General features: G+C 35.1%; 19 protein-coding genes, 2 pseudogenes and 2 riboswitches. Of the genes and pseudogenes, 17 read left to right on the forward strand and 4 right to left on the reverse strand.

The window, feature by feature from the left end:
• Positions 1 to 62: 62 nt before the first annotated feature.
• Positions 63 to 734, forward strand: a complete 672-nt coding sequence (locus AB1279_RS11185) for a response regulator transcription factor (protein ID WP_429758787.1) — start codon at positions 63 to 65, stop codon at positions 732 to 734.
• Position 735: 1 nt separating this feature from the next.
• Positions 736 to 2,115: a sensor histidine kinase gene (locus AB1279_RS11190; protein WP_429758788.1), complete on the forward strand. Its 1,380-nt coding sequence runs from the start codon at positions 736 to 738 to the stop codon at positions 2,113 to 2,115.
• A 165-nt stretch (positions 2,116 to 2,280) separates the two neighbouring features.
• On the opposite strand, the gene AB1279_RS11195 is transcribed toward AB1279_RS11190, so the two are convergent.
• The 3 genes from AB1279_RS11195 to AB1279_RS11205 all read right to left on the reverse strand — a co-directional run bounded on the left by AB1279_RS11195 (position 2,281) and on the right by AB1279_RS11205 (position 3,504).
• Positions 2,281 to 2,775, reverse strand: a complete 495-nt coding sequence (locus AB1279_RS11195; protein WP_429758789.1) for a kinase — start codon at positions 2,773 to 2,775, stop codon at positions 2,281 to 2,283.
• 11 nt (positions 2,776 to 2,786) lie between these two features.
• Entirely contained in the window at positions 2,787 to 2,960 is a 174-nt protein-coding gene (locus tag AB1279_RS11200; protein WP_429761361.1) for an IS3 family transposase, read from the reverse strand.
• An 82-nt stretch (positions 2,961 to 3,042) separates the two neighbouring features.
• Positions 3,043 to 3,504, reverse strand: coding sequence for a GNAT family N-acetyltransferase (locus AB1279_RS11205; protein ID WP_429758790.1), 462 nt, complete (start codon positions 3,502 to 3,504; stop codon positions 3,043 to 3,045).
• Positions 3,505 to 3,675: 171 nt separating this feature from the next.
• Here AB1279_RS11205 and AB1279_RS11210 point away from each other — a divergent pair, with 171 nt between their 5' ends.
• The 4 genes from AB1279_RS11210 to AB1279_RS11225 all read left to right on the forward strand — a co-directional run bounded on the left by AB1279_RS11210 (position 3,676) and on the right by AB1279_RS11225 (position 8,635).
• Entirely contained in the window at positions 3,676 to 5,958 is a 2,283-nt protein-coding gene (locus tag AB1279_RS11210; protein WP_429758791.1) for an AAA domain-containing protein, read from the forward strand.
• Between the two features lie 75 nt (positions 5,959 to 6,033).
• Positions 6,034 to 6,138, forward strand: a riboswitch (SAM riboswitch).
• A gap of 93 nt (positions 6,139 to 6,231) precedes the next feature.
• Positions 6,232 to 7,437: a M20 family metallopeptidase gene (locus AB1279_RS11215; RefSeq protein WP_429758792.1), complete on the forward strand. Its 1,206-nt coding sequence runs from the start codon at positions 6,232 to 6,234 to the stop codon at positions 7,435 to 7,437.
• A gap of 105 nt (positions 7,438 to 7,542) precedes the next feature.
• On the forward strand, positions 7,543 to 8,127 hold the full coding sequence (locus tag AB1279_RS11220) for a GNAT family N-acetyltransferase (protein ID WP_429758793.1): 585 nt from the start codon (positions 7,543 to 7,545) through the stop codon (positions 8,125 to 8,127).
• A 10-nt stretch (positions 8,128 to 8,137) separates the two neighbouring features.
• The gene (locus AB1279_RS11225; protein ID WP_429758794.1) at positions 8,138 to 8,635 is read left to right on the forward strand and encodes a GNAT family N-acetyltransferase; all 498 of its coding nucleotides are present in this window, start codon (positions 8,138 to 8,140) and stop codon (positions 8,633 to 8,635) included.
• Positions 8,636 to 8,838: 203 nt separating this feature from the next.
• Here AB1279_RS11225 and AB1279_RS11230 read toward each other — a convergent pair whose 3' ends face one another.
• Positions 8,839 to 9,267 (reverse strand): hypothetical protein, encoded by a 429-nt coding sequence (locus AB1279_RS11230; protein WP_429758795.1) that lies wholly within the window; start codon positions 9,265 to 9,267, stop codon positions 8,839 to 8,841.
• Between the two features lie 538 nt (positions 9,268 to 9,805).
• Between AB1279_RS11230 and AB1279_RS11235 the strand changes: the two genes are divergently transcribed.
• From AB1279_RS11235 to AB1279_RS11285, 11 genes and pseudogenes are all read left to right on the forward strand, one after another.
• Positions 9,806 to 10,432, forward strand: a complete 627-nt coding sequence (locus AB1279_RS11235; protein ID WP_429758796.1) for a YdcF family protein — start codon at positions 9,806 to 9,808, stop codon at positions 10,430 to 10,432.
• Positions 10,433 to 10,665: 233 nt separating this feature from the next.
• Complete coding sequence (locus AB1279_RS11240; RefSeq protein WP_429758797.1) at positions 10,666 to 11,820, forward strand: acyl-CoA dehydrogenase family protein; 1,155 nt, start codon at positions 10,666 to 10,668, stop codon at positions 11,818 to 11,820.
• A 60-nt stretch (positions 11,821 to 11,880) separates the two neighbouring features.
• Complete coding sequence (locus tag AB1279_RS11245) at positions 11,881 to 12,561, forward strand: copper homeostasis protein CutC (RefSeq protein ID WP_429758798.1); 681 nt, start codon at positions 11,881 to 11,883, stop codon at positions 12,559 to 12,561.
• A 13-nt stretch (positions 12,562 to 12,574) separates the two neighbouring features.
• Positions 12,575 to 13,117, forward strand: coding sequence for a signal peptidase I (gene lepB, locus AB1279_RS11250; RefSeq protein ID WP_429758799.1), 543 nt, complete (start codon positions 12,575 to 12,577; stop codon positions 13,115 to 13,117).
• Between the two features lie 597 nt (positions 13,118 to 13,714).
• A complete protein-coding gene (locus AB1279_RS11255) occupies positions 13,715 to 13,993 on the forward strand; it encodes a hypothetical protein (protein ID WP_429758800.1) in 279 nt (92 codons plus the stop codon).
• 272 nt (positions 13,994 to 14,265) lie between these two features.
• Positions 14,266 to 14,871, forward strand: coding sequence for a hypothetical protein (locus AB1279_RS11260; RefSeq protein ID WP_429758801.1), 606 nt, complete (start codon positions 14,266 to 14,268; stop codon positions 14,869 to 14,871).
• A 91-nt stretch (positions 14,872 to 14,962) separates the two neighbouring features.
• Positions 14,963 to 15,085, forward strand: a pseudogene (locus AB1279_RS11265) (IS6 family transposase); the annotation flags it as partial.
• A gap of 384 nt (positions 15,086 to 15,469) precedes the next feature.
• A riboswitch (ZMP/ZTP riboswitch) is annotated at positions 15,470 to 15,549 on the forward strand.
• 82 nt (positions 15,550 to 15,631) lie between these two features.
• Positions 15,632 to 16,528 (forward strand): NAD(P)-dependent oxidoreductase, encoded by an 897-nt coding sequence (locus tag AB1279_RS11270; RefSeq protein ID WP_429758802.1) that lies wholly within the window; start codon positions 15,632 to 15,634, stop codon positions 16,526 to 16,528.
• 367 nt (positions 16,529 to 16,895) lie between these two features.
• Positions 16,896 to 17,163: pseudogene (locus tag AB1279_RS11275) on the forward strand (DDE-type integrase/transposase/recombinase); the annotation flags it as partial.
• A gap of 207 nt (positions 17,164 to 17,370) precedes the next feature.
• Positions 17,371 to 18,624, forward strand: coding sequence for an MFS transporter (locus tag AB1279_RS11280; RefSeq protein WP_429758803.1), 1,254 nt, complete (start codon positions 17,371 to 17,373; stop codon positions 18,622 to 18,624).
• Positions 18,625 to 18,638: 14 nt separating this feature from the next.
• Positions 18,639 to 23,195, forward strand: a complete 4,557-nt coding sequence (locus AB1279_RS11285) for an amino acid adenylation domain-containing protein (protein WP_429758804.1) — start codon at positions 18,639 to 18,641, stop codon at positions 23,193 to 23,195.

Raw genomic sequence — 23,195 nt, forward strand, 5'->3', positions numbered from 1 at the left:
CATATTTTGTATCAATCTTATAATGTAAAGTCGTACTAACTGAAGGAAAGGACTCGAGATACATGATACATATTTTATTAGCTGATGATGATTTACATATAAGAGAACTTCTACGTTATCACCTTCAAAAAGAAGGTTATACAGTGTGGGAAGCTGAAGATGGAAAAGTAGCACAGTCTATATTAGAGAAAGAAACAATTCATTTGGCAATTGTAGACATTATGATGCCGCATATGGATGGTTTTACACTTTGTGAAGAAATTAGAAAATATTATGATATACCAGTTATAATGTTAACGGCAAAAGATCAGTTAATAGATAAGGAAAAGGGCTTTTCTGTTGGAACGGATGATTATATTGTAAAACCGTTTGAACCAGCGGAAGTATTATTTCGAATGAAAGCATTGTTACGTCGTTATCAAATGTTAAATGCAGATATTATTCAATTACATGGAACGACAATCGATCGAAAAAGCTACGAAGTACGTTGTCAAGAACAAACCATTTTATTACCGCTAAAAGAATTTGAGTTACTATCACAGCTTGCAAGTTATCCAGGACGAATTTTTTCCCGAGAAGAATTGATTGAACTTGTATGGGGAGTTGATTTTGCGGGAGATGAACGCACTGTAGATGTACATATTAAGCGATTGCGAGATCGTTTTTCTAAGCGAACAGATGATTTTCAAATTAAGACGGTGCGTGGTCTTGGATATAAATTGGAGTTGAAATAAAATGCGATCATTGTATTCACGATTTGTTATGATTTCTATCGTTATTATGTTAGCCAGTAGTATGATTGGTTTTTTATTATCGAATGTGTATTATCATATTTATTTGAAACCATATAACAGTGAAAAGATTTTAAAATATGCTCAAGAAGTTAAACATTTATATGAAAAGTCCGATGAAAAAAGTCGAGAGGAGTATTTACAATCTATTTCTAAGCTTGGTTTTGAAATTTATGTTGTAGATGATCAAAAACAAGGGAAGCGATATGGGAATGCATTTCGAAAAATTAATGTGAGTGAAAAAACAATAGAGAGTGTATTAAAAGGACATACATACAATGGTATTTCAACGTACCCTGCGCGGTTATTTATAACAGGTTTTTTTGATAATGAGCTTTTAAATAGTATTGGAATTCCGATTCAACATGATGGGAAAAACTATGCGCTTTTTATTCGTCCTGATATTCAACAGCAATTTGGAGAAATGCGCATTTTCTTTGCTGTATTAATATGCTTAACTGTTGGATTAAGTATTATTTGTATTGCGGTTGCAGCTCGGTTTATTGTACGTCCTATTCAACTTTTTACGAGTGCAACTAAGAAAATTGCAAATGGAGAGTATGAAATAGCCCTGCCGGAATATCGGAAAGATGAAATTGGAACACTGGCTGTCAGCTTTCGTAAAATGGCAAAAAGCTTAAAGGACTTAGATCGGATGCGGCAAGAGTTTGTTTCAAACGTTTCGCATGAATTTCAATCACCTCTTGCGTCAATTCAAGGGTTTTCGAAGACGTTACAAACAAATGATATGAGTGAATTAGAGCGTAAACGTTATTTGGAAATTATTGAATCAGAAAGTAGGCGTATGTCTAGTTTGTGTAAACAATTATTAACGCTTGCATCTCTAGACAAAGAAGAACAAGTTTTGGATAAGAAAATGTTTGATGCCGGAAAGCAAATAAGAGATGTTATTTTTATGTTAGAGTGGCAATGGCGCGAAAAAGATGTCGCGATTGAATTGGATGTTCCAAGTATGCAAGTGTATGGAGATGAAAATTTGCTCCATCAAGTGTGGACAAATTTATTGACGAATAGTATTAAATTCACAGAAAGTGGCGGGACCATTTCGTTTTATGGGGAAGAGAAAGAAACGGAATTGCATTTTACTATCTCTGACACAGGACTAGGTATGAGTGAAGAGGAGATAGAAAAGATTTTTGAGCGGTTTTACAAAGCTGACGAAGCGCGAAATAGAACAATTGAAGGAAGTGGGTTAGGCCTTTCGATTGTGAAAAAAATTGTTGATCTTCATGAAGGGAATATTACTGTACATAGTATAAAAGGTGAAGGTACAACGTTTACAATTCAGCTTCCAAAACCGTAAAAGATTCTCTGAATTATGTCATGGCTTTGGCTTGGAGATACAAAATAATAACTGTACTATTTAGCGGTTCATTATACACTAAGTAAACATTAAAAAAGGAGCAAATTATACTGCTCCCAAAAAGTTAGACTTTTTTCGGAGTGGAGATTTCCACTCCGATTTTCATTATTTGACGTCGTTAAGAATAATGTTGAATATTTCTTTTTGCGTCATATCATCTGTGAAGATTCTTTCTCTTTTAACCTTAATGATATCATGTGGAGTATACCATTGACGCAATAAATCTTCTCCAAATTCATTTCTTTTATCCCTAGAATTATGTCGTCTAATTGTTTCTTCGAGTGATAAATCGAAATAATATGCATATGCGTTACCATCAAAATAATCCACTAATTCTCTCAACATATCGCCATACTTTCGATTGCTTAGTATTCCTTCTAAAATGACAAATCCACATTTTCCATTTCCATATTCAGTGATTTGACGAATTAAATCATGAGATAGATTACCTATTGTGTCATGAACTTTCAACATTTCTCTGCGAACCACATCTTGAGAAACCAAAAGCGTCCCTTGACCGAAATATTCTTGTAGTTTCTTCGCGATTGTTGTCTTACCGCTTGCGGAGTTTCCTCGAAGAATGATTAATGTCGATTTCAAATTCTCATCTCCTATATAGCTTTCATCAGACGATATTCAACAGGACTACACCCATTCAATTTTGGTTTGATTCGTTCATGATTATAGTAGTGAATATACTCGTCTACAGCTTGTTTTAGTTCTTTAAAACTTCGATAAGTCATTTGTTTTCGTATGTATTCGTATTTAATGACAATAGTGAAAATTCTGGATTTTAATTAGAAATATTGGAATAAAAGTATTATGTAATATTAGTTCTAGATACAGGGGATATGAAAAATCATGATATTATATTTTTTTATAAACGAATTCACGATATAAATCAAATCCATTTTTTGCGTAAAATTGTTTAGCAGTAGTATTAGCCAGCCAATAATCAAGTTCTATCATGTTTATGTTTTTGTTTTTTGCAATTTTGTAAATGTAATCCAGTAATTGTGTGCCATAGCCTTTATTTCTATATGTTTCTAGGACACTAATTTGATGTATGTATATAGATGTATATGTTTTTTTGAAAGCATTGCCTGGATAACTTTTAAGCTCTAACCATGCATATCCGACAGATTGATTAGACTCTTCTAACAGTAAAAAAATAAAACTAGGACTATCAATCATATTTTGAAAAAAATCTTTTACCGCATCGTAGCGATAAGGGTGAAAATATTCAGGATATAATGATGCATGTAAGTTTTGTACAGGTTCATTTAGCTTTGCAATTATTTCATAATTATTTGTTTCACTAATTCTCATAATATCACCTTTTTTATTAAGATAGATTTTGAGGATTTCTAGTAGTTTTTTTATTATATCTTATTTAAAGGTATGAGATAAAGCTGCTAATGAAACAGCAATAGGGATAAGCTATGATTTGTGGTATAGTGAGAAAGTATGTTTTTTAAGGTAGAGGAAGGAGACATAGACATGATTACACCTGCGCAAACTCCTTCATTAACAGAGACGATGAAAGAGTGGCATCAAGCGTTAGCATATGAAATTAAACATTGGAAAACGGTTGGTGGAAGTAAACTATCAATTATAAATGGACGTTTTCTATATACAGACTATGAAAGTAGTGTATATATATTCCAGCTTATTTCTGAAGTAAGTTTACCGGATGGAACACCAATTCGGATTGAATTTGACGGTGACGAAGCAACAGGGGAAGTGCTATCTGTTCAAGGGCTAGAGATTGAAGTGAAACTTAATTGTTACTTGCAGCACCATATTAATGAAGCAGCGTTATATAGTGAACCGTGGCAACTGTTAGAGCAATTGCAAGAGCGTTTAAAAGAAGTGAGAAAAGATAAACAAAGACGTCAGCGCGTGAAACGGTTATTACAAGGTGATAGTACACCAAAGCATATTATGAAAATGAAAAAAGCGAAAAATGAACTTGCATACCGTGCTTTTTATAATGCAACAACTTACATTTGGGGACCGCCAGGAACAGGAAAATCATACAATTTATCACGAATTATTGCAGCTCATTATCAAAGTGGAAAATCTGTTCTTGTATTAGCTCATAGTAATGCAGCAGTTGATGTATTAATGAGCGAAGTAACAAAGCAAATTGAGAAAAAAGAAAAATGGGTACCAGGAGACGTTATTCGCTATGGGTTTAGTCAAAATGAACAAATTCGCGATCATGAAACGTTACTTACCACGCGATTAGTTGAATCGACAAATGCAGAATGGGAAGAAGAACGGCTGTATTTAGAAGAATTAAGACAAGAATTAAGACAAAAAATCCTTTCTTACAAAGCGACTTCTTCTGAAAAGAAAAGAATGCAGGAAATAGAAGGAGAACTTCGAAAGCAAAAAGCAAAAGTGAAAGAAGTTGAAAAAGAGTATATTGAAAATGCAAAAGTCATTGGGGCAACATTATCCAAATGTGCAATCGATTCGCTTGTTTACGAAAGAACGTTTGACCTTGTAGTCGTGGATGAAGTCAGTATGGCATATGTTCCGCAAATAGCATTGGCAGCCTCTTTAGGAAAGCGAATTGTCGTTTGCGGCGACTTTCTACAATTACCACCGATTGCTTTATCAAATCATGAACTTGTGAACAAATGGTTAAAAGAAGATGTGTTTTATCATGCAGGTATAGTAGAATCTGTAAACGATCATAAAAAGCATCCGAATTTATACATGTTGCAAGAGCAGCGTCGTATGCATCCGCATATTTCAAGTTTTACAAATGAATTTATTTATAAAAATGAAGTGTTCGACCATTCATCAGTCACATCCCGTAACGATATTGCAAACTTACAGCCTTTCATGAGGGAGGCAGCAGTTTTACTAGATACAAGTAATATCGGAGCTTATTCATTAAAAGATGTTATCTCTAGCTCACGTTATAATATTTTTTCAGGTCTAATAGCGATGCAACTTATGTTAATTGGCCTGATGGATGGAATACCGTCAATTGGTATCGTTACACCATATCGTGCTCAGGCCCGTTTTTTATCAACATGTATCCGTGAATTTCTTCAAAAAACAAAGTTCAAAAATACACCTGTGCTAGCAGCGACCGTTCATAAATTTCAAGGATCTGAACGTGATATGATTTTGTTCGATACAGTTGATAGTTATCCGCAAGAACGCCCAGGTGTGCTGTTTTTTGATCAAAAAAACCATCGACTTGTTAATGTTGCAGTAACAAGAGCAAGAGGGAAGTTTATTCAGTTATCAGATTGTCAATATATGAAGCAAAACCTTTCGCGAAAACAAGCCTTATCTCATTTAACGCAGCACCTACAAAGGCAAGGAAATGTATATGATCGTACAACATCAAGAACGTTTCTAGAGCGGAAAATTACAAAGAGATTGCGATGGTTTGTACAAACAAGCGCTGAAGAAACGAAAGTATTATTAAAAGATATTATTTCAGCAAAAAAGAAAATTATTGTGTCCATCCCGAATTCAAGCCGTATGGATAAGAGGATTTGGCAAGCGTTAGTACGTGCAGAAGCATCTATTATTATATATACAGAAGGTGCAATTCCAATAAAAAACGTACAAGCACGTCGCCAAAACAAAGTGATGCCATTTGTTATCATTGATGATGAAATAATGTGGATAGGTGCTCCATTAACAGCTCATATGATATTTGATGGCAGTCCGGAGTTTCCATATATTGTAGCGAGACTACAAGCTCCACAAACAATTGGAGTATTAAAAGGATTTTTAGATATAAAAATATAGAATTTTCTTGACTTTTAAATGTAATGAAATTAGAATTAAAATAATTTAACACATTCCAATACGAATACTTATAATTTCTTATCATGAGAGGTGGAGGGACTGGCCCTTTGAAGCCTCGGCAGCGGATTCATTATGAATACTGTGCCAATTCCAGCAAGTGCAAGGCTTGAAAGATAAGAAAGATGGCATAGATTTATTGTGTATACTTTAAGGCCTCTTTCTATCTCTTAGAAAGAGGTTTTTTTATTTAAAAGATTGAAAGGGGAATGAAAAATGGGAACTTTACAAATTACTACACATCGAAATAAAATTGCACAAAGTATCGAAGAGCAAAAAGAGATTTATGTGAAAACGAGTCATGCTATTCATGATAATCCAGAGATAGGAAATCAGGAGTTCTTTGCATCAAAAACGCTTAGTTTATTGCTAGGAAGTGCTGGTTTTCAACTTCAGCATCATATCGCTGGGCATGAAACGGGTTTTATTGCAAGAAAAAGTTCTGGAAAGAAAGGACCTACAATTGCTTTTTTAGCAGAATATGATGCACTTCCAGGTCTAGGTCATGCTTGCGGACATAATTTAATTGGGGTAATTAGTACAGCAGCTGCAATTGCATTGTCAGAAGTTATTGAAGAAATTGGCGGAGAAGTCGTTGTGTTTGGTACACCAGCAGAAGAAGGAGGACCAAATGGAAGTGCAAAAGGAAGCTATGTAAAAGCAGGCTTATTTAAAGAGATTGATGCAGCACTTATGATTCATCCAAGCGGGAAAACAGCAACAACTAGTCCATCCCTTGCATTAGATCCACTAGATTTTCATTTTTACGGCAAGCCAGCTCATGCTGCTTCATCTCCAGAAGCAGGAATTAATGCATTAGATGCTGTTATTCAGTTGTTTAATAGTATTAATGCACTTCGTCAACAATTGCCTGCAGACGTGCGTATTCATGGGATTATTACAGATGGAGGAAAAGCGCCCAATATTATCCCGGATTATGCATCAGCTCGTTTCTTTATTCGAGCAAAAACGAGAAAACGATGCACCGAAATTACAGAAAAGGTACGTAATATTGCACAGGGGGCCGCTCTTGCGACTGGTACAACAGTAAAGATTGAACAATTTCAAAATGAGATTGATAATTTAGTAATTAATCAAGCTTTTAATGCGATAATTGCCGAAGAACTAGAAGGCTTAGGAGAAGAGGTTCATCGTAATGAACGGGTAGGTATTGGTTCTACTGATGCAGGAAATGTTAGCCAAGCAATTCCGACAATTCATCCTTACATTAAAATTGGACGCGATGATTTAGTTGCACATACAGATGCATTTCGAGAAGCAGCACGCTCTGCAAGAGGAGATGAGGCATTAATCATTGGAGCAAATGCGTTAGCGCTAACTGCTTACCGTTTAATTACAGAGGAAACATTGCTAGAAAACATTAAACAAGAGTTTGAAAATGGGAAAAAGCAAGAAGAATAAAGAAAAGGTATCCTCAGACGAAAAATGTCTGAGGATTATTATTTTGAAAATTTATATAATTAATATTATTATATAATTAAGATGAAAAGAAATGAGGACTGTCCTGTGGAAATTGTATATGATCGAGCAAAGTTGCAATTATTATCTATAAATGATGCATGTTCATTGTACTCCATTATTGAAAAACATCCAGATATTTGGACATATTTAATAACAAAAATGGATTGCTTTGAAGATATGGAAAGATTAGTTGAAGAATCAGTAGAAAAGTATAAAAGGGGAGTTGACCTTCCGTTTATTGTGATTGATCAAACGACAAATGAGATTGTAGGAACGACACGGTTATACAACATATCAAAGAAACACAAAACAACAGAACTCGGACATACTTGGTATAGTCCAAGCGTGCAAAGAACAAGTGTAAATACAGAGTGTAAATATATGATGCTTCGATATGCATTCGAAGAGTTAGGCATGCTACGTGTACAAATTAAAACAGATGCTCGGAATGAAAAGGCACAGTGCGCTATTGAAAGATTAGGTGCAGTAAAAGAAGGGATACTTCGAAATGAACGATTACTTCCAAATGGGTATGTGAGAGATGCTGTTGTGTATAGTATTATTTCAGAAGATTGGCCAAGTGTAAAAGAACAATTAGAAAATAAATTAATGAGTGTAAAATGTAAGTAGGAGGAAAAAGATGCCATATATAGAAACAGAACGTTTAAAAATGATTTCTTTCACACTAGAACTAGTGGAAGCTACAATAAAAGGAACTGAGGAACTTTCGAAAATAATACCTTACCAAGTTGCTAATCAATGGCCAATGCCTGATTATGCAGAAATCTTACCGTGGCAAGCAGAGCGATTACGTGAAAAGCCAGATAATAGTCAATGGAGTGGCCTTATTATTCATAAAGAAGACAATACAATTATTGGTGATATGGGGTGCAAGGGCGCTCCAGATGTAAATGGTATTGTTGAGATTGGCTATAGTATTGTTCCAGATTACCAAGGAAAAGGCTATGCTACAGAAATGACAAAAGGCCTTGTACAATGGTTATTAAACCAGCAAAATGTGACAACGGTTAAAGCGGAATGTTTAATAAGTAACACTGCTTCTGCAAGAGTGTTAGAGAAATCAGGTTTTTGTTGCGTATTACAGGAAGATCATATGAAATATTGGATTTTGAAATAGTAGATTGAGAGAAATGCCTTCTAACATGTAAGAAACCTTTCCAGTTCGAATCTATGTATTCATCCGTAAAGAGTGCTGGAGTTACTAGACAGCAATGCTCGCGATCTGGGATGGAAAGAGTAGCGAACGAACCGAAAAAATAGTGAAATAAAATTAAAAAAGCAATGGAATTCGTTCTTCCATTGCTTTTTCTATTGTTACTTTTATCTCGAAGCATCTGCTGGTTGTTTTGCATCTTGTTCAGGCTGCTTCGGTTGTTTTTCTGGTTTATCGGGTTTCATATCTGTCCCTTGCCCTTTTCGGACATCATTCTTTTCTTTGTACTCTTTCCCGTCTTCGTGCTTTCTTTTGTTGAAATGTTTGCTATGTTCGTTCCATTCCTCGTGTTTGCCGTGATGAAATCCTTCATGATGCTCTTCGGCATGACTAGTCGCAAAACCAAGACCGAATCCTACCACCAACGTAGCACAAGCACAGCCAATCATTTTCCATTTTTTCTTACTTTTCCACGTACCGCGATGAAGCTCGGCCATGAATTCTTCTTTCAATTCCTGCTTCAATTCTTTTTTCATTTCTTTATTTGCCTCCACCTGCTCATGATCGTTTGTTTCGTTCTTGAATTCTTCTGACATAACCCTCACCATCCTTTCTTAATGTATATATGCGAAATTTATAAGGCATTCATTAGAATTTTCTCATGTCCCTCTCATGTTTTTCTCATCAAGAGGCTGTATGTGAAGAATTTTAGGAGAAACATACAAATTGAATTTGTGATGTATACTGCGCATGCAATGCAAATCAAAGATAGCAGTGATTGTAATGAAGCAACTTACAAACACATTAGCAATTCCCAGTGATGCAAAAGGGTATTTTTTCTTACAAAATGATTACGTATTTTATATACTTTTGTTTCAACGTTCCATTCTTTAAAAAAATTCGTTACAATATAGAAGTGTTAGAATTTGAGAGAAATATAAGTTGTTATTATTATAAATAGACCACGAATGTAAGTGTGAAATATAAAAACCTCTTTTTATTGAAAACTCTTTTATAGAACTGCTATGAGGGAAAACATCTTCTTTCAAATCAATTCAAATAATAAATTGAATGAACATTCGATTAAACGAATTTTAGTATAAAGTATGTAGGAAATACGGAGGCTGTAATTTTATGAAGAAAAAAAGAAGTATAAAAATAAGGGTGGTACAGGCACTCTTATTTATACTTGGTTTCATTATTGTATTTGTGAGCTATGCGGCGTATGATATTTGGCATTATCGTTCTAAGACAGATCGAGTTGATACGGATGCTGCGATTGTATTAGGAGCCGCGTCGTGGAATGGAAAACCGTCTCCAGTACTTCGCGAGAGAATTAATCATGCCATTTCTCTTTATAAGAATGGGCACGTTAAAAAAATTATTTTTACAGGTGGTACGAAATTTGAAACGGAATTAGAAGAAGCGCGTACTTCAAAAATATATGCATTAAAGCATAATGTAAAAGAGGAAGATATTTTAATTGAAACGGAATCACGTTATACAGAAGAGAATTTAAAAAATGCTCTGCAGATTGGAAAAGAACATGGTTTACAAACGTATACAATTGTAAGTGATCCACTTCATATGAAACGAGCGATGCAAATTGCAAAGCATCTCGGTATGGATGCATATTCTTCACCAACGCCAACGTCTGCTTATCGTAGTCTAGACACAGAGTTACCGTTCTTTTTCAAAGAACTATGTTCTTATATCGGTTATGTTGCATCCTTGCCTGTTCGTTTTTTTAAAGGTGATTAAAAGAAAAGATTTCCTAATGTTTTTAGGAGATCTTTTTTATATTTAAAACATTGTTTTTTCATCGGAATAGTGCAACAATTAAAAGATAGATTATATGTTTAAAGGAAATAATGTATATAACGAAACATCCATCAGTATGGTCTTGATAGTTTATTAGTGTGAGATAACAAAGGTAGCTAAAGAGAACAGTGTGCATATAATAATTTTAGCATGAAATGGAAAGGACTGATGAAATGGAGTTTGTAAGATCGAGAGAGCAACAAAAGCGATTAAGTAAATTACAACCATATATCACTCTATTCTCAAATAGAGAACCTCAGTTAGACGAATTGTATTCATTTCCTTTTGAAAATATAGAAGATTTAAAAGAAATTGGGTATACAGCATGGACTGTTCCACAGGACGAAGGTGGGGCGGGAATATCTCTATATGATTTTCTGCTATTTCAGGAATGTATTGCACAAGGTGATGGAGCAACAGCATTATGCATGGGTTGGCACCTTGGAATTATACAAGAACTTTCGGAAAATCGCTCATGGGATAAAAAAGTGTTTTCTTGGCTTTGTGAGAAAGTGAAACGCGGAGCACTTGTAAACCGTGCAGCAACGGAACGAAATACGGGCAGTCCAACACGAGGAGGAAAACCGGAGACAACAGCTATTCAAAAGGGGAATACTTGGATTATTTCTGGCAGAAAAACATTTACAACAATGGCACCGGTACTAGATTACTTTCTCGTTTCAGCATCTATAGAAGGGACAGAGGAAGTAGGGGAATTTCTTGTCCCGCGTAATACAGAAGGTGTTTCAATTGAAGAAACGTGGGATTGTGTAGCTATGCGCGGCACAGCAAGTCATGATTTAGTTTTAGAACAAGTAGTGATTCCGCGTAAATATTTTGTAGAGATTATTTCTCCGCGTAAGAGGGAAAAGAGAAGAGGATGGCAGTTGCATATTCCAGCTTGTTATCTTGGCATTGCACAAGCTGCACGTCGGTATGCCTTGCAATTTGCAGCAACGTATCAACCAAATAGTATACAAGCACCTATAGCAACGTTACCAAATGTTCAAAGATTAATAGGAGAAATAGAATTAGAAATGATGCAAGCCCGTTCTTTTTTGTATAGTGTTGCAAAGCAGTATGAAGAAGAAAGTAAACGAAGCTTGCAAGCAGAGATGGCCGCGGTGAAGTATACTGTGACAAATGCGGCAATTTCAATTGTAGATAAGGCGATGCGTATTGTTGGGGCAAGAAGTTTATCTGAGAAAAATCCGTTACATCGCTATTACTTACACGTACGTGCTGGACTTCATAATCCTCCGATGGATGATGCGACAATTTCACTATTAGCGCATCATGCATTGCAAGATTTTGAAACTGAAAAATAGGAAATGTTTTTCCTTTTCGTATATAATAAAGGCAAGTGGTGTATGAAAAGGAGAATACATATGTTAGAAGTTATTGCAACATGCTTAGAAGATGCAAAACGGATTGAACGTGGTGGTGGGGAACGGATAGAATTAATTACAGCATTTACAGAAGGCGGGCTTACACCAAGTTATGCATTAATAAAAAATGTAATAGAAGCCGTTACCATTCCTGTACATGTAATGATTCGTCCACATGCCAAATCTTTCGTATATTCTAAAGAAGAAATTGAGTTAATGAAAGAGGATATCCGCATCGCAAAACAACTTGGAGCAACTGGTGTTGTCTTAGGTGTTTTGAATGAAAATCATAAAATTGATGTAGAAAAGTTAGGGAAGTTGTTAGAAGTAGTTGATGAAATGAATGTGACATTTCACCGAGCAATTGATGAACTGACAGATTTAGTAGAAGGCGTAAAAATATTGCGGAAGTTTAATAAGATTACACATATCTTAACATCTGGTGGAAAAGGAAAAATAGAAGATAACATTGCTGTTTTACGCAGTATGAATCAAGCAAGTGCTGGACAAATACAAATCGTTGTTGGTAGTGGTGTCACGAATGAAAATGTGCAGAAATTGTTACGCGATACTGGAAGTACACAAGCCCACGTTGGTACAGCAGTGAGAGAAGGAAAATCGTGCTTTGGTGACGTTGTCGTTCAAAATGTACGAGAAATTGTAAAACTGATTAGTTGTTAAAGGAGATATCTAGATGAAAAAAAGTGAGATTATGTCATGGGTTAAAAGTATAGCTCTAGCTTTAATTATTGCAATTGTTTGTCGTGCATTTTTATTTACACCGTCGCTTGTGCAAGGGGAATCTATGATGCCAACGCTAAAAGATAATGAGAGAATGGTTGTGAATAAAATTGGATATAGTCTACAAGGGTTAAATCGTTTTACTATCATTGTCTTTCATGGGAATGAAGGGCATGATTTAGTAAAACGAGTGATTGGTTTACCTGGAGACACAATTGAGTATAAAAATGATGTTTTATATGTAAATGGTAAAGCAGTTGCTGAACCATATTTAGATGAATATAAAAAGCAACTATCTGGAGGGCAGTTGACTCCTGACTTTACGTTAGAAGAGATAACTGGAAAGAAAACAGTTCCTGAAGGCTATGTATTTGTATTGGGAGATAATCGTCAAGTATCTAAAGATAGCCGAGCATTTGGTTTTGTTTCTGAAAAACAAATTGTTGGGAAAGGTTCAATGGTATTTTGGCCACTGCAGCATGTTAGAGCGTTATAATAGTTTGAAAAAAGCAATTAAACTCATTTAGAGTTTGATTGCTTTTTTATTTGTATTTGCAAACATTTTGCAAACTTGCTTATCCAAATATGCTTTTTGCGAATGTTTTTACTGCATCTTTAAATTGTTGATAGATACCATTCTCAATGAAGCGGAAAAGAAGGGGTAGCTCGATTAACGCCTCAAATCCTATGTAATCATAGTGCTTTTTATATGCTAATTTAAGGTATAAAGATATTAATATATCATTATTAAAAAATAATGAATCTTAACTAAATATTCTTAATATTAGGTATTTTATTTCTAAAATTGTAATATATTTACATTTTTTGTATATAGATGTACATTGTGGTTATAAGCCGAAAAAAACTTAAAAAAGGAGATTTGAAAATGAGGAATGTTAAAAACTTGCAGGAGTTGCTTTAGCAGGAGTGATTGGATTAAGCAGGTTAGGATTAATAGGAACAACTGCAGCTAGTGCAGAGGAAAGCAATTCACCTACATTAAATTCAGTAAATATTTCTAACACATCAGATGGTGAACTACTCACTACTTAGCTGACGCTTGAAGTGAGAGCTTCTTGGGAAGTAAGTGCTTTTGCTAGCCACTTATGTTTACCAAGCTAACAGGGTAGTCCCTACCCCTAAAAATAGTATATGTACGTTGGGCTATCGCCCTGTACACGCTCGAGGAAGGAAAATTCTTTCGGATAATTTGTTAAATTCAAGAAAAATGGAATTTGATACAGATACTGCAGGATTTGGAGGAGAAATGGCCGGTGATATATATAATTTTAATGTAGAACCAATAGGTGGTGGAACATATTCCTATGTAAACTTTCGGATGGATAAATATTCATCAAGTAATAATCTTTAGGTTAAGTCAAAAAACAAACTTTAAAAATCAACTTTTTTGTTTAAGAGAGACACTGTAACCAGATTCAATTAGTGTTCTCCCTCAATCAATAACAATAGTTTTTATTTGTGAAAAGTTTTCAGATGTGGCGGGTCATTCTACAAATCGTTTCCAAACTCCTAAAGTAAGAAATTCAATCAGATTTAAGAATAGTAGAATACTTAAGGGGATTATTTTCTTTTTATTACAAAAAGGTATAAATATCCTAAAAATACATTTATGAGGTGATCTTGATGAGAAGAAATCTTAAGTCGGTTGTCTTTATGATGTGCTTTGCTATAGTTGCAGTCTTTTTTTCAGTACCCTCAACCTTTGCTGAAGAGGGGAAAAGTCAATTTGTTTTGATTAATGGGGAAAAAGCAAGTTCTCCCGTCCAAGATAGTCAAGTAAAACACATCTTCTTCTCGAAAGATCTGAATGGAAAAGAAATTAAGTATGGATTCACCAATGAAAAAGAATTTCAGCAATTTGTTCAAAATAAAGAATACGAAAAACACCGTGAATATAAAAATCCAAAAGCAGAACTAATCAAGAAAGAAAACTTGACTACTCTGGGTACTGGACCAAATTATACTGATTTCTACTGGGATATTAATAAAGGTGGATCCCGTATTTCTTATGCAATAGGAACTTACACAAATTACGTCGGTAATTACTGGAACGATCAAATTTCTTCAATTAGTACTGCAGCTAGTGGCTATACAAGAGTTTGGGAACATGCTAGTTATGGAGGAGCTACTTATGCTTGGGACAACTATTCTTATTGGGGATATACAATTAACCTGAATAATTATGGATGGAATGACGCAATTTCTTCTTTAGGAGTGTTCAACTACTAAGATTGAATAGAGGAGACGATTAACTGTAGAATGACCCGTCACATCTGAAATTTTTTCATTTTTATTTTTAAAACAAGTCCTAGTAGGAACTATACATTTAAAAGATGATACTTTTATTAATGTAAGATGGTATCTACGGTACAAACTGAGCTTTCGTGATTTGGTGGAAATGATGGAGGAATATGGAGGTATTATGCATGCCTCGATCCTAAGAGGGTACATTATTACTTTATTCAGGATCAAAATTACATTTCGCACATTTAAAGTATACTATAGCATGAGTTAATTTCCAATGCTTTCCTGATGTTTTTATGCAAGATTTTATACAATTTCGGATTGGGAAATAAACGGTAAGGATACTAAAATCCTTGTTGTTTTTGTATTGCACAAAAACATGTACAACCTGAAATTTTATGGACTGTATAAATTATAGGAATAATGCGGGTTTGGAAAGTAGGAGAACTACTGATAATGGTATGTCATGTTAATCGTATATGTATAGAATATTCATTATTCTTCTTTCCCTTTTTCTTGCGGGAAATTAATCTAAATATTTGATTTTTTTTGTATATTGGTTTATAATCAGTCTAAGTATAATTCCTCTATACGTAACTGGCGAAGCGTGGAGTACCACGAGGAAGCGTATAGTTCATATAGTCGTACGCCTGGGCAAAAGTATTTGATTGTAAGTAACTTAACAATCAAATACTTTTTTGTTTTTGAGAATGATTAAAAACAAAAATAGGAGATGAAGTAAAGTATGTATAATACTAAAAATGCAATCATCGGATTTATTGGTACAGGTGTTATGGGAAAAAGTATGGCTACCCACCTTATAAAGGCAGGATATACAGTTTTAGTTTATAATCGAACTCCTGCCCGTTCTCAAGAGTTAATAGAAAATGGTGCCATTTGGAAAGAAACTGTAGCTGAAATTGCTGCTCAAGCGAATATTATTATTACAATGGTGGGTTACCCGAAAGATGTAGAGGGAATTTATTTCGGAGAAAAAGGGATTTTACACCACGCTAAACCAGGTACATATGTTATCGATATGACTACATCAAGTCCTATTTTAGCGCAAAACATTTACGAAATAGCCCGTGAGAAGGGAATTTATACATTAGATGCCCCTGTGTCAGGGGGAGATATTGGGGCCAAAAAAGCAACTTTAGCCATTATGGTAGGAGGAGAACAACAAGATTTTGATGCAATGAAACCTATATTTGAGCTAATGGGAACTAATATTATCTTACAAGGAAAAGCTGGGGCAGGACAACATACGAAAATGTGTAATCAAATTGCTATTGCTTCAAATATGATAGGGGTTTGTGAAGCAATGGTATACGCTAAGCAAGCAGGTCTTGATCCAAAAGATGTATTAAGAAGTATTGAAACAGGAGCAGCAGGAAGTTGGTCTCTTAGTAATCTAGCTCCTCGGATGATTAATGGAGATTTTGAACCAGGATTTTATATTAAACATTTTATAAAGGATATGAGAATTGCTCTTGAATCAGCAAAAGAAATGGGATTATCAACACCAGGATTACAATTAGCTAAATCATTATATGATGAGCTCGCTGACAAAGGAGCAGAAAATAATGGAACCCAAGCATTGTACAAACTATTAGATAAACAACTTTCACATAAATCTTAGTAACTCTAATATAAAATTTATTTACTAGAAGAGAAAATACTCCAAGCAAGTGGTCCTTATATGATAATAATGGGTAGGATGGCACGAGTGGCTATCAAGGTATCTGGCGTAGGTGGGGCCGATACTAGGGACAGGGGAGAAATATTGTTTTTTTACTATTATGAAATTCTATATATATTATAAAGAAAAGCGGAAAAGGAACTGACTTATAAGATCATGAATCAGTTCCTCTTCTGTTTTGCTACTAATAAGTATTGTTATGTTAACCAGCTCCTAAATAGGCGGCTGGTTTTTCATTTCTTAACGTATAATATTCACATTTTGTTATCTGAACTTCTAACTCAAAAAAAATCGAACGATATTTCCTTTTCTAACCTATACTACTCACTGCAAAATCAAGCATTTGAATAATCTTATAGAATAGGATCATAGATATATCAAGCGACGTTTTTCAAAATCCTCAGGATTTCAAAATCATCGCCACACCTCACGTACCTTGAAAGGAATCGAAACCATTCATGCTATATAAACAAAACCGCAGTTTACGGCCAAACTGCGGTTTTTCAACGTACAATGAATTGCGAAAGTTACTTACAATTGCTTGTGATTTAATCGTACTCAACCTGAATTTTTAACTCTTAAGAAACTTTGCAACAGAACCGTATAAATAATAATGGTATCTTTAAATTGTTTTAACGGAATTTTCTAACTTTAGTTTTTCAACTTTATGAAGGATGGAGGAGAAAAGTTCATGTGATATTATAGTAGTTAGAAAACATGGAAAAACTAGGGAAATATGACAGTCCAATATTTATTTTAATAAATTTAAGGAGCATGTTTTTATGAAAACTACTGACTCAAAAAGTCTATGGGGAAATACAATTTATTTACAGGTTTTCTCTGCGTATTCACTGCTTATGCTTGGTGTGTTTATTGATATGTTAGCTATTATGACTATTGTTGGTTTTGAATGGGAAGTAGACCCTACCATGATTGGATTGATTCCTGTTGCGTATGCACTTCCCGGAATTATCTTTGGTTCATGGGCAGGTGTGATTGCAGATCGTTTTAGGAAAATTCCTATCATGATGTTTTGTAATCTTATGGTTGGCTTAATAACAATTGCTCTTTTATTTGTACAAAATATCCACTGGCTCTTAGTGGCATTAATGATTCGTTCTATTTTTATTGTTTTCTATTATCCTGCACAGCAAACACTAACAAGACAGATTGTGTCCCCTGATTTGCTTACTAAAGCAGTAAGTATCAATGGAATAGTAGAGCAGGGGACCAAGATAGTAGGTCCACTTATAGGAGGCATGTTGCTAAGCTGGTTTCAGCCAGAGTTCTGCCTCATTATAAGAGCTATAAGTTGTTTATTAGCTACTTTAGTTCTGATACCCACAATAAAATTCAAAGAAACTATATCGAAAGAACTTGTTGAAAAGCAAAAGCAAAGCACTTGGACCGCTTGGGTACAAGGGTGGGGTTATGTGTTATCTAATCGGATAATATTATCAACTATGATTTTCGTTACAATAGCTATGGCAGTATTACAATTAGTAGACTCACAGTTCCCTACTTTATTTAAGAGCTTATTTCCACATGATAAAAGTAAAATGGGATATATCATTTCTATTATTGGTCTTGGGGGAATACTCGGTGCATTACTAACTCAGAAATTAAAACAATTTCAATATGGCTGGGTAGTATGTGGGGGCATGGTTTTAATGGGAATTGGTTTTGGGGGGATCGGCTTGATAACGCCCGGTACGGTCTTCGTTTTGGCCTATCTGATTAGTTTTATTGCTGGGATTGGAAGTGGACTAATGCTTGTATCTAATCAAGTTATTTTACAAATAGAATCCGATCAAGATCAAGTAGGAAGAGTATTTGGTATACAAAGTAGTTTAACAAATGCAGTTTTAATTATTTCTCCTGCTATGAGTGGCCCATTAGTTCATTTGTTTGGAGTAACTCAACTCTATGTTTATGGAGGGATTGGACTTATTACCATTGGAGCAATTGGGGTTTCACTGCAGAAATATTTATGGGCTAAACATAAACACGAACCTATAAGAGTAAATAATTTTTGAAGGGAAGATTTTTTATGACCAATGAGGAATGTTATCCATTAAGTCACCCACAGAGGAGAATATGGTATACAGAATTTATTCATTCTGATAAAGGGATATGTAATTTAAGGTTCTTGTTTAAACTTCATCGAAAAATGAATTATTCAAAATTAAACCGAGTTGTGAATCGTGTTATCAGTGAAAATGATGGTCTGTGCATCAGACTAAAAGAAAATGGGCATCAGGAACCTGAGCAATATTTTGTTAAACATGAAGAACAAGAATTTGAGTTTTTCGATTTTAGTTCCGTGGAAGATTCAGATTTGCTGGAAAAATGGATTGAACAGAAAACAAAAGAAACGTTTACATTATTTAATTCGGATTTATACTATTTCGCCTTAATAAAATTAAACGATAATGAATGTGCAGTCTTTGGAAATGTTCATCATATTATCATGGATGGTTTATCAATCCAAATATTTACCAGTCAGATTGCAAAATATTATTATGAGATGCATAACGAGACTGAGGAAGGCGAAATTAACAATTCATATGTTCAATTTCTGGCCAATGAACAAACATACTTGAATAGTAGTCGTTTTCAAAAAGATCAAAAATTCTGGTTAGAGGAATTTAAAACACTTCTATCTGTGACCGGATTGAAGCCCTATAATACGTATCAAGTTAGTACCAAAGCATCACGTGAGACGTTTATATTATCGGAGCATTTGAAGAGAAAGATAGAAAAATTTTCAGAAGATTACAAATTTAGTTTATATACCCTTTTTGTTGCTGCTTTCTCGTTGTCTATGTATCGGTGGACCTCATCGCTTGATATTGCATTAGGAATGGCTTATGGCAACCGTATGACTAAAATGGAACGAGAATTAATTGGAATGATGGTGAGTACAGTTCCTCTAAGAATGGATATTGATCCAGAAGAAGAAGTGCTTTCATTTATTGGTAGAGTGTCCAGAAAACAAAGTAAATCATTACGACATCAGAAATATCCATTTGATTTGTTATTAAAGCAGATTAATAAAGAGAATAACAGCAATGTGAGACTTTTCGGAACTACGATTGATTATAGAGATCGTGATGAAAGTGGTGACTCACTATGGATTCCAAACCGAGAAGAAGTACAAGATTTTGCAGTGCATATTGAGAATTTGATTGATATAGACTCTTTACATGTACATATTGATTATCGTGAAGAGCTATTTTCTAATGAAGAGATAAAACGTTTTTTTAAAGTTATGTTAGCAATATTAGAAAATACGTTTGAAAATCCAAGACAGAAGGTAACTGAAATCGATATCATTTCTGAAGAAGATAAAAGAAAAAGTTTAGTAGAGTTCAACAGTCCTAAATTTGATTTTCTACCTCAAGTAACTATTCATGAATTGTTCGAACAGCAAGCGATGATTTATCCAAATGCTATTGCAGTTATGTATGAAAAAGAGAGAGTTACTTATAGGGAGCTAAATGAACGTGCAAATCAGTTAGCTCATTATCTACAGAAAAAAGGAGTAGGACCTGATACTTTAGTTGGACTGTGCGTTGAACGTTCTCTCGAAATGATTGTAGGTATTTTAGGGATTTTGAAGGCTGGTGGAGCTTATGTTCCACTTGATCCAACATATCCAGAGCAGCGACTTCAATATATTTTAGAGGATGCTAGCATCCAGTTATTCGTAACGCAAGAAAGTTTAAAAGAATTGAAATGGTTACCTGAAAATATTAAATCAATTTGCCTGGATCGTGATCGAGATGAGATTGGGCAGGAAAGTAAGACCTTGCCGTTTTCTGATGTAAGTTCTCAAAACCTAGCTTACGTAATCTATACTTCGGGATCAACAGGGAATCCAAAGGGCGTTATGATAGAGCATCACAATGTCATTCGTTTATTTAAATCGACGGACTGTTGGTATCAGTTTAATGAAAAAGATACTTGGACGCTTTTTCATTCTTATGCATTTGATTTCTCAGTATGGGAAATTTGGGGAGCATTATTATATGGTGGGAAATTAGTTATTGTTCCGTACTGGATTAGTCGATCGCCTAAGGATTTTTATCAATTATTGGTAGAGGAAGAAGTCACAGTTCTAAATCAGACACCTTCCGCATTTCGGCAATTAATACAAGTGTGTGAACAAGAAGATGAGAATAAAAACTTGCAGCTGCGTTATGTGATATTTGGCGGAGAAGCGTTAGAACCTATTAGCTTGTTACCATGGTTTCAAAGGTATGGAGAGAAAGAACCGCAGTTAATTAATATGTATGGAATTACAGAGACTACAGTTCATGTTACATATTATCCAATTACTCAAGATGATGTGCAGCATGCTTCAAGAAGTAATATCGGAAAGCGGATTCCAGATTTAGAAGTGTATATATTAGACTCTTATCAACAACCTGTACCTATAGGTGTAGATGGTGAGCTTTATATTGGCGGGGCAGGGCTTGCACGTGGGTATTTAAATAGACCTGAATTAACTGCAGAGCGCTTTATACCTCATCCATTTAGTAGTGATCCGAAAGCAAGATTATACCGGACAGGAGACTTAGCGAGGTATTTGCTGGATGGGAATCTGGATTATCGTGGAAGAATTGATCATCAGGTTAAAATACGTGGTTTCCGAATTGAGATTGGGGAGATTGAATCTACTTTAAATTCATATGCATCTATAAAAGAGGCTGTTGTAATTGTTAGAGAAGATCAACCGGGTGATAAACGATTAGTAGCATATGTTGTAGGAGATGGAAACATAGGTGCGTGGCGAGAGTATCTTAAAGCGAAACTACCGAGCTATATGGTCCCTTCGGGATTTGTGACGATGGAAGCCATTCCACTAACAGCTAACGGTAAAGTTGATCGTGAGGCTTTACCTATGCCGGAGGACAAGAAGATTAACAGTGAATGTGTTGCTCCCCGGAATAGTAACGAACAGATACTGGCTACCATCTGGAAGCAAGTATTAGGTGTTAAAAAGGTGGGAATCTATGATAATTTCTTTGAAATTGGTGGCGACTCGATTCTCAGTATTCAAATCATATCTCAAGCAAGTCAAGTGGGATTAAAGCTTACTCCAAAGCAAATGTTTGAATGCCCAACTATTGCCGAGTTGGCACAAGTGGCTATAGAAACGCAAGGAGTACAAGCGGAGCAGGGAATTGTGACAGGAGATGTGCCTCTTACTCCAATTCAGTACTGGTTCTTCGAGCAAGAACATCCACGTCCGGAGCATTGGAATCAATCGATGCTTTTAAGAGTAAAAGAGAGATTGGACGTGAAATTACTAGAGGGAGCAATATTAAATTTACTCAAACATCATGATGCTTTACGTTTCCGGTACGAACAGTTACCAAATGGAACGTGGAGGCAGAGAAATGAAGGGACTAATGAGCAGTCAGTACTTCATGTGGTAAAACGGAACAAAGCTAATGAACAAGCATGGAATAAAATAATACAAGAAGAGATGAACATTAATCAAGCTAGTTTTAATTTAGTTACTGGTCCGTTAATGAGAGTAGTTTACTTTGAGGACACCTTGACTGGAAATGATCTACTATTCTGGGTGATTCATCATTTAGTAGTAGATGGAGTATCGTGGAGAATTCTATTGGAAGATTTACAGGCGGTATATAACCAGATGAAACAAGGTCAAGGAGTTCACTTACCTGCGAAAAGTACATCTTTTAAAGAGTGGTCGGAACGACTTCAGACATACAGTGATTCGGTTATTTCAAAAGAAGTACAAGATTATTGGAATGAACAGGTAGAAAAAGAAACGATGACAATTTCAATGGACTACCCAATACAAGAAACAACAGAAGAATCGATTGATCAAGTGACGAGGACTTTAGAAATAGAAGAAACACACGCATTGTTACAAGAAGTCCCAGTGACTCATAAGACCAGGATTAACGAGGTACTATTGGCGGCATTAGGACAAGCTATTGTCGATTGTACAAATCAGCAAACGGTTTCTATTCATCTAGAAGGACACGGGAGAGAAGAGATGATTGAAGGTATTGATCTATCACGGACAGTGGGCTGGTTCACGAGTATTTATCCTGTTCATCTAAATTTTCAAGGAACTAAAACACCTATTGAAGGATTAAAGGCTGTAAAAGATCAATTGCGTCAAATTCCGAATCGCGGAGTTGATTATGGTATTTTACGTTACTTGAAAAAAGAATTACTTCCGTTTTATCAGCAAAAGCCTTCAATAAGCTTTAACTATTTGGGCCAATTTGATCGAGTGTTTTCAAAGGAATCTTTGTTTATGCAAGAGACAGGGTTTACATTTTTAGATCATGCTCCAGATTCCAAGCCATCTCACATAATTGAGGTTATCGGTATGGTAAAAGATGAGAAGTTACATTTTGTTTGGATGTATAGTAGGGAACAATTTTCTAGATTAAAAATTCAAGCGATAGCAGATGGTATGTTGAGGCATCTTCGTCAACTTATAAATAAACCAACAACAGAGTCTGCTTTTACAGTATCAGATTTTGCTGATGCGGAGGACCTTACGGAAGAAAGCTTAAGCAAAGTATTACTTAAATTAACAAAGAAGAGGGTGTAA

Origin of the sequence: Bacillus sp. S14(2024), assembly GCF_050473785.1 — a bacterium.
Taxonomy (GTDB): Bacteria; Bacillota; Bacilli; order Bacillales; family Bacillaceae_G; genus Bacillus_A; species Bacillus_A yunxiaonensis.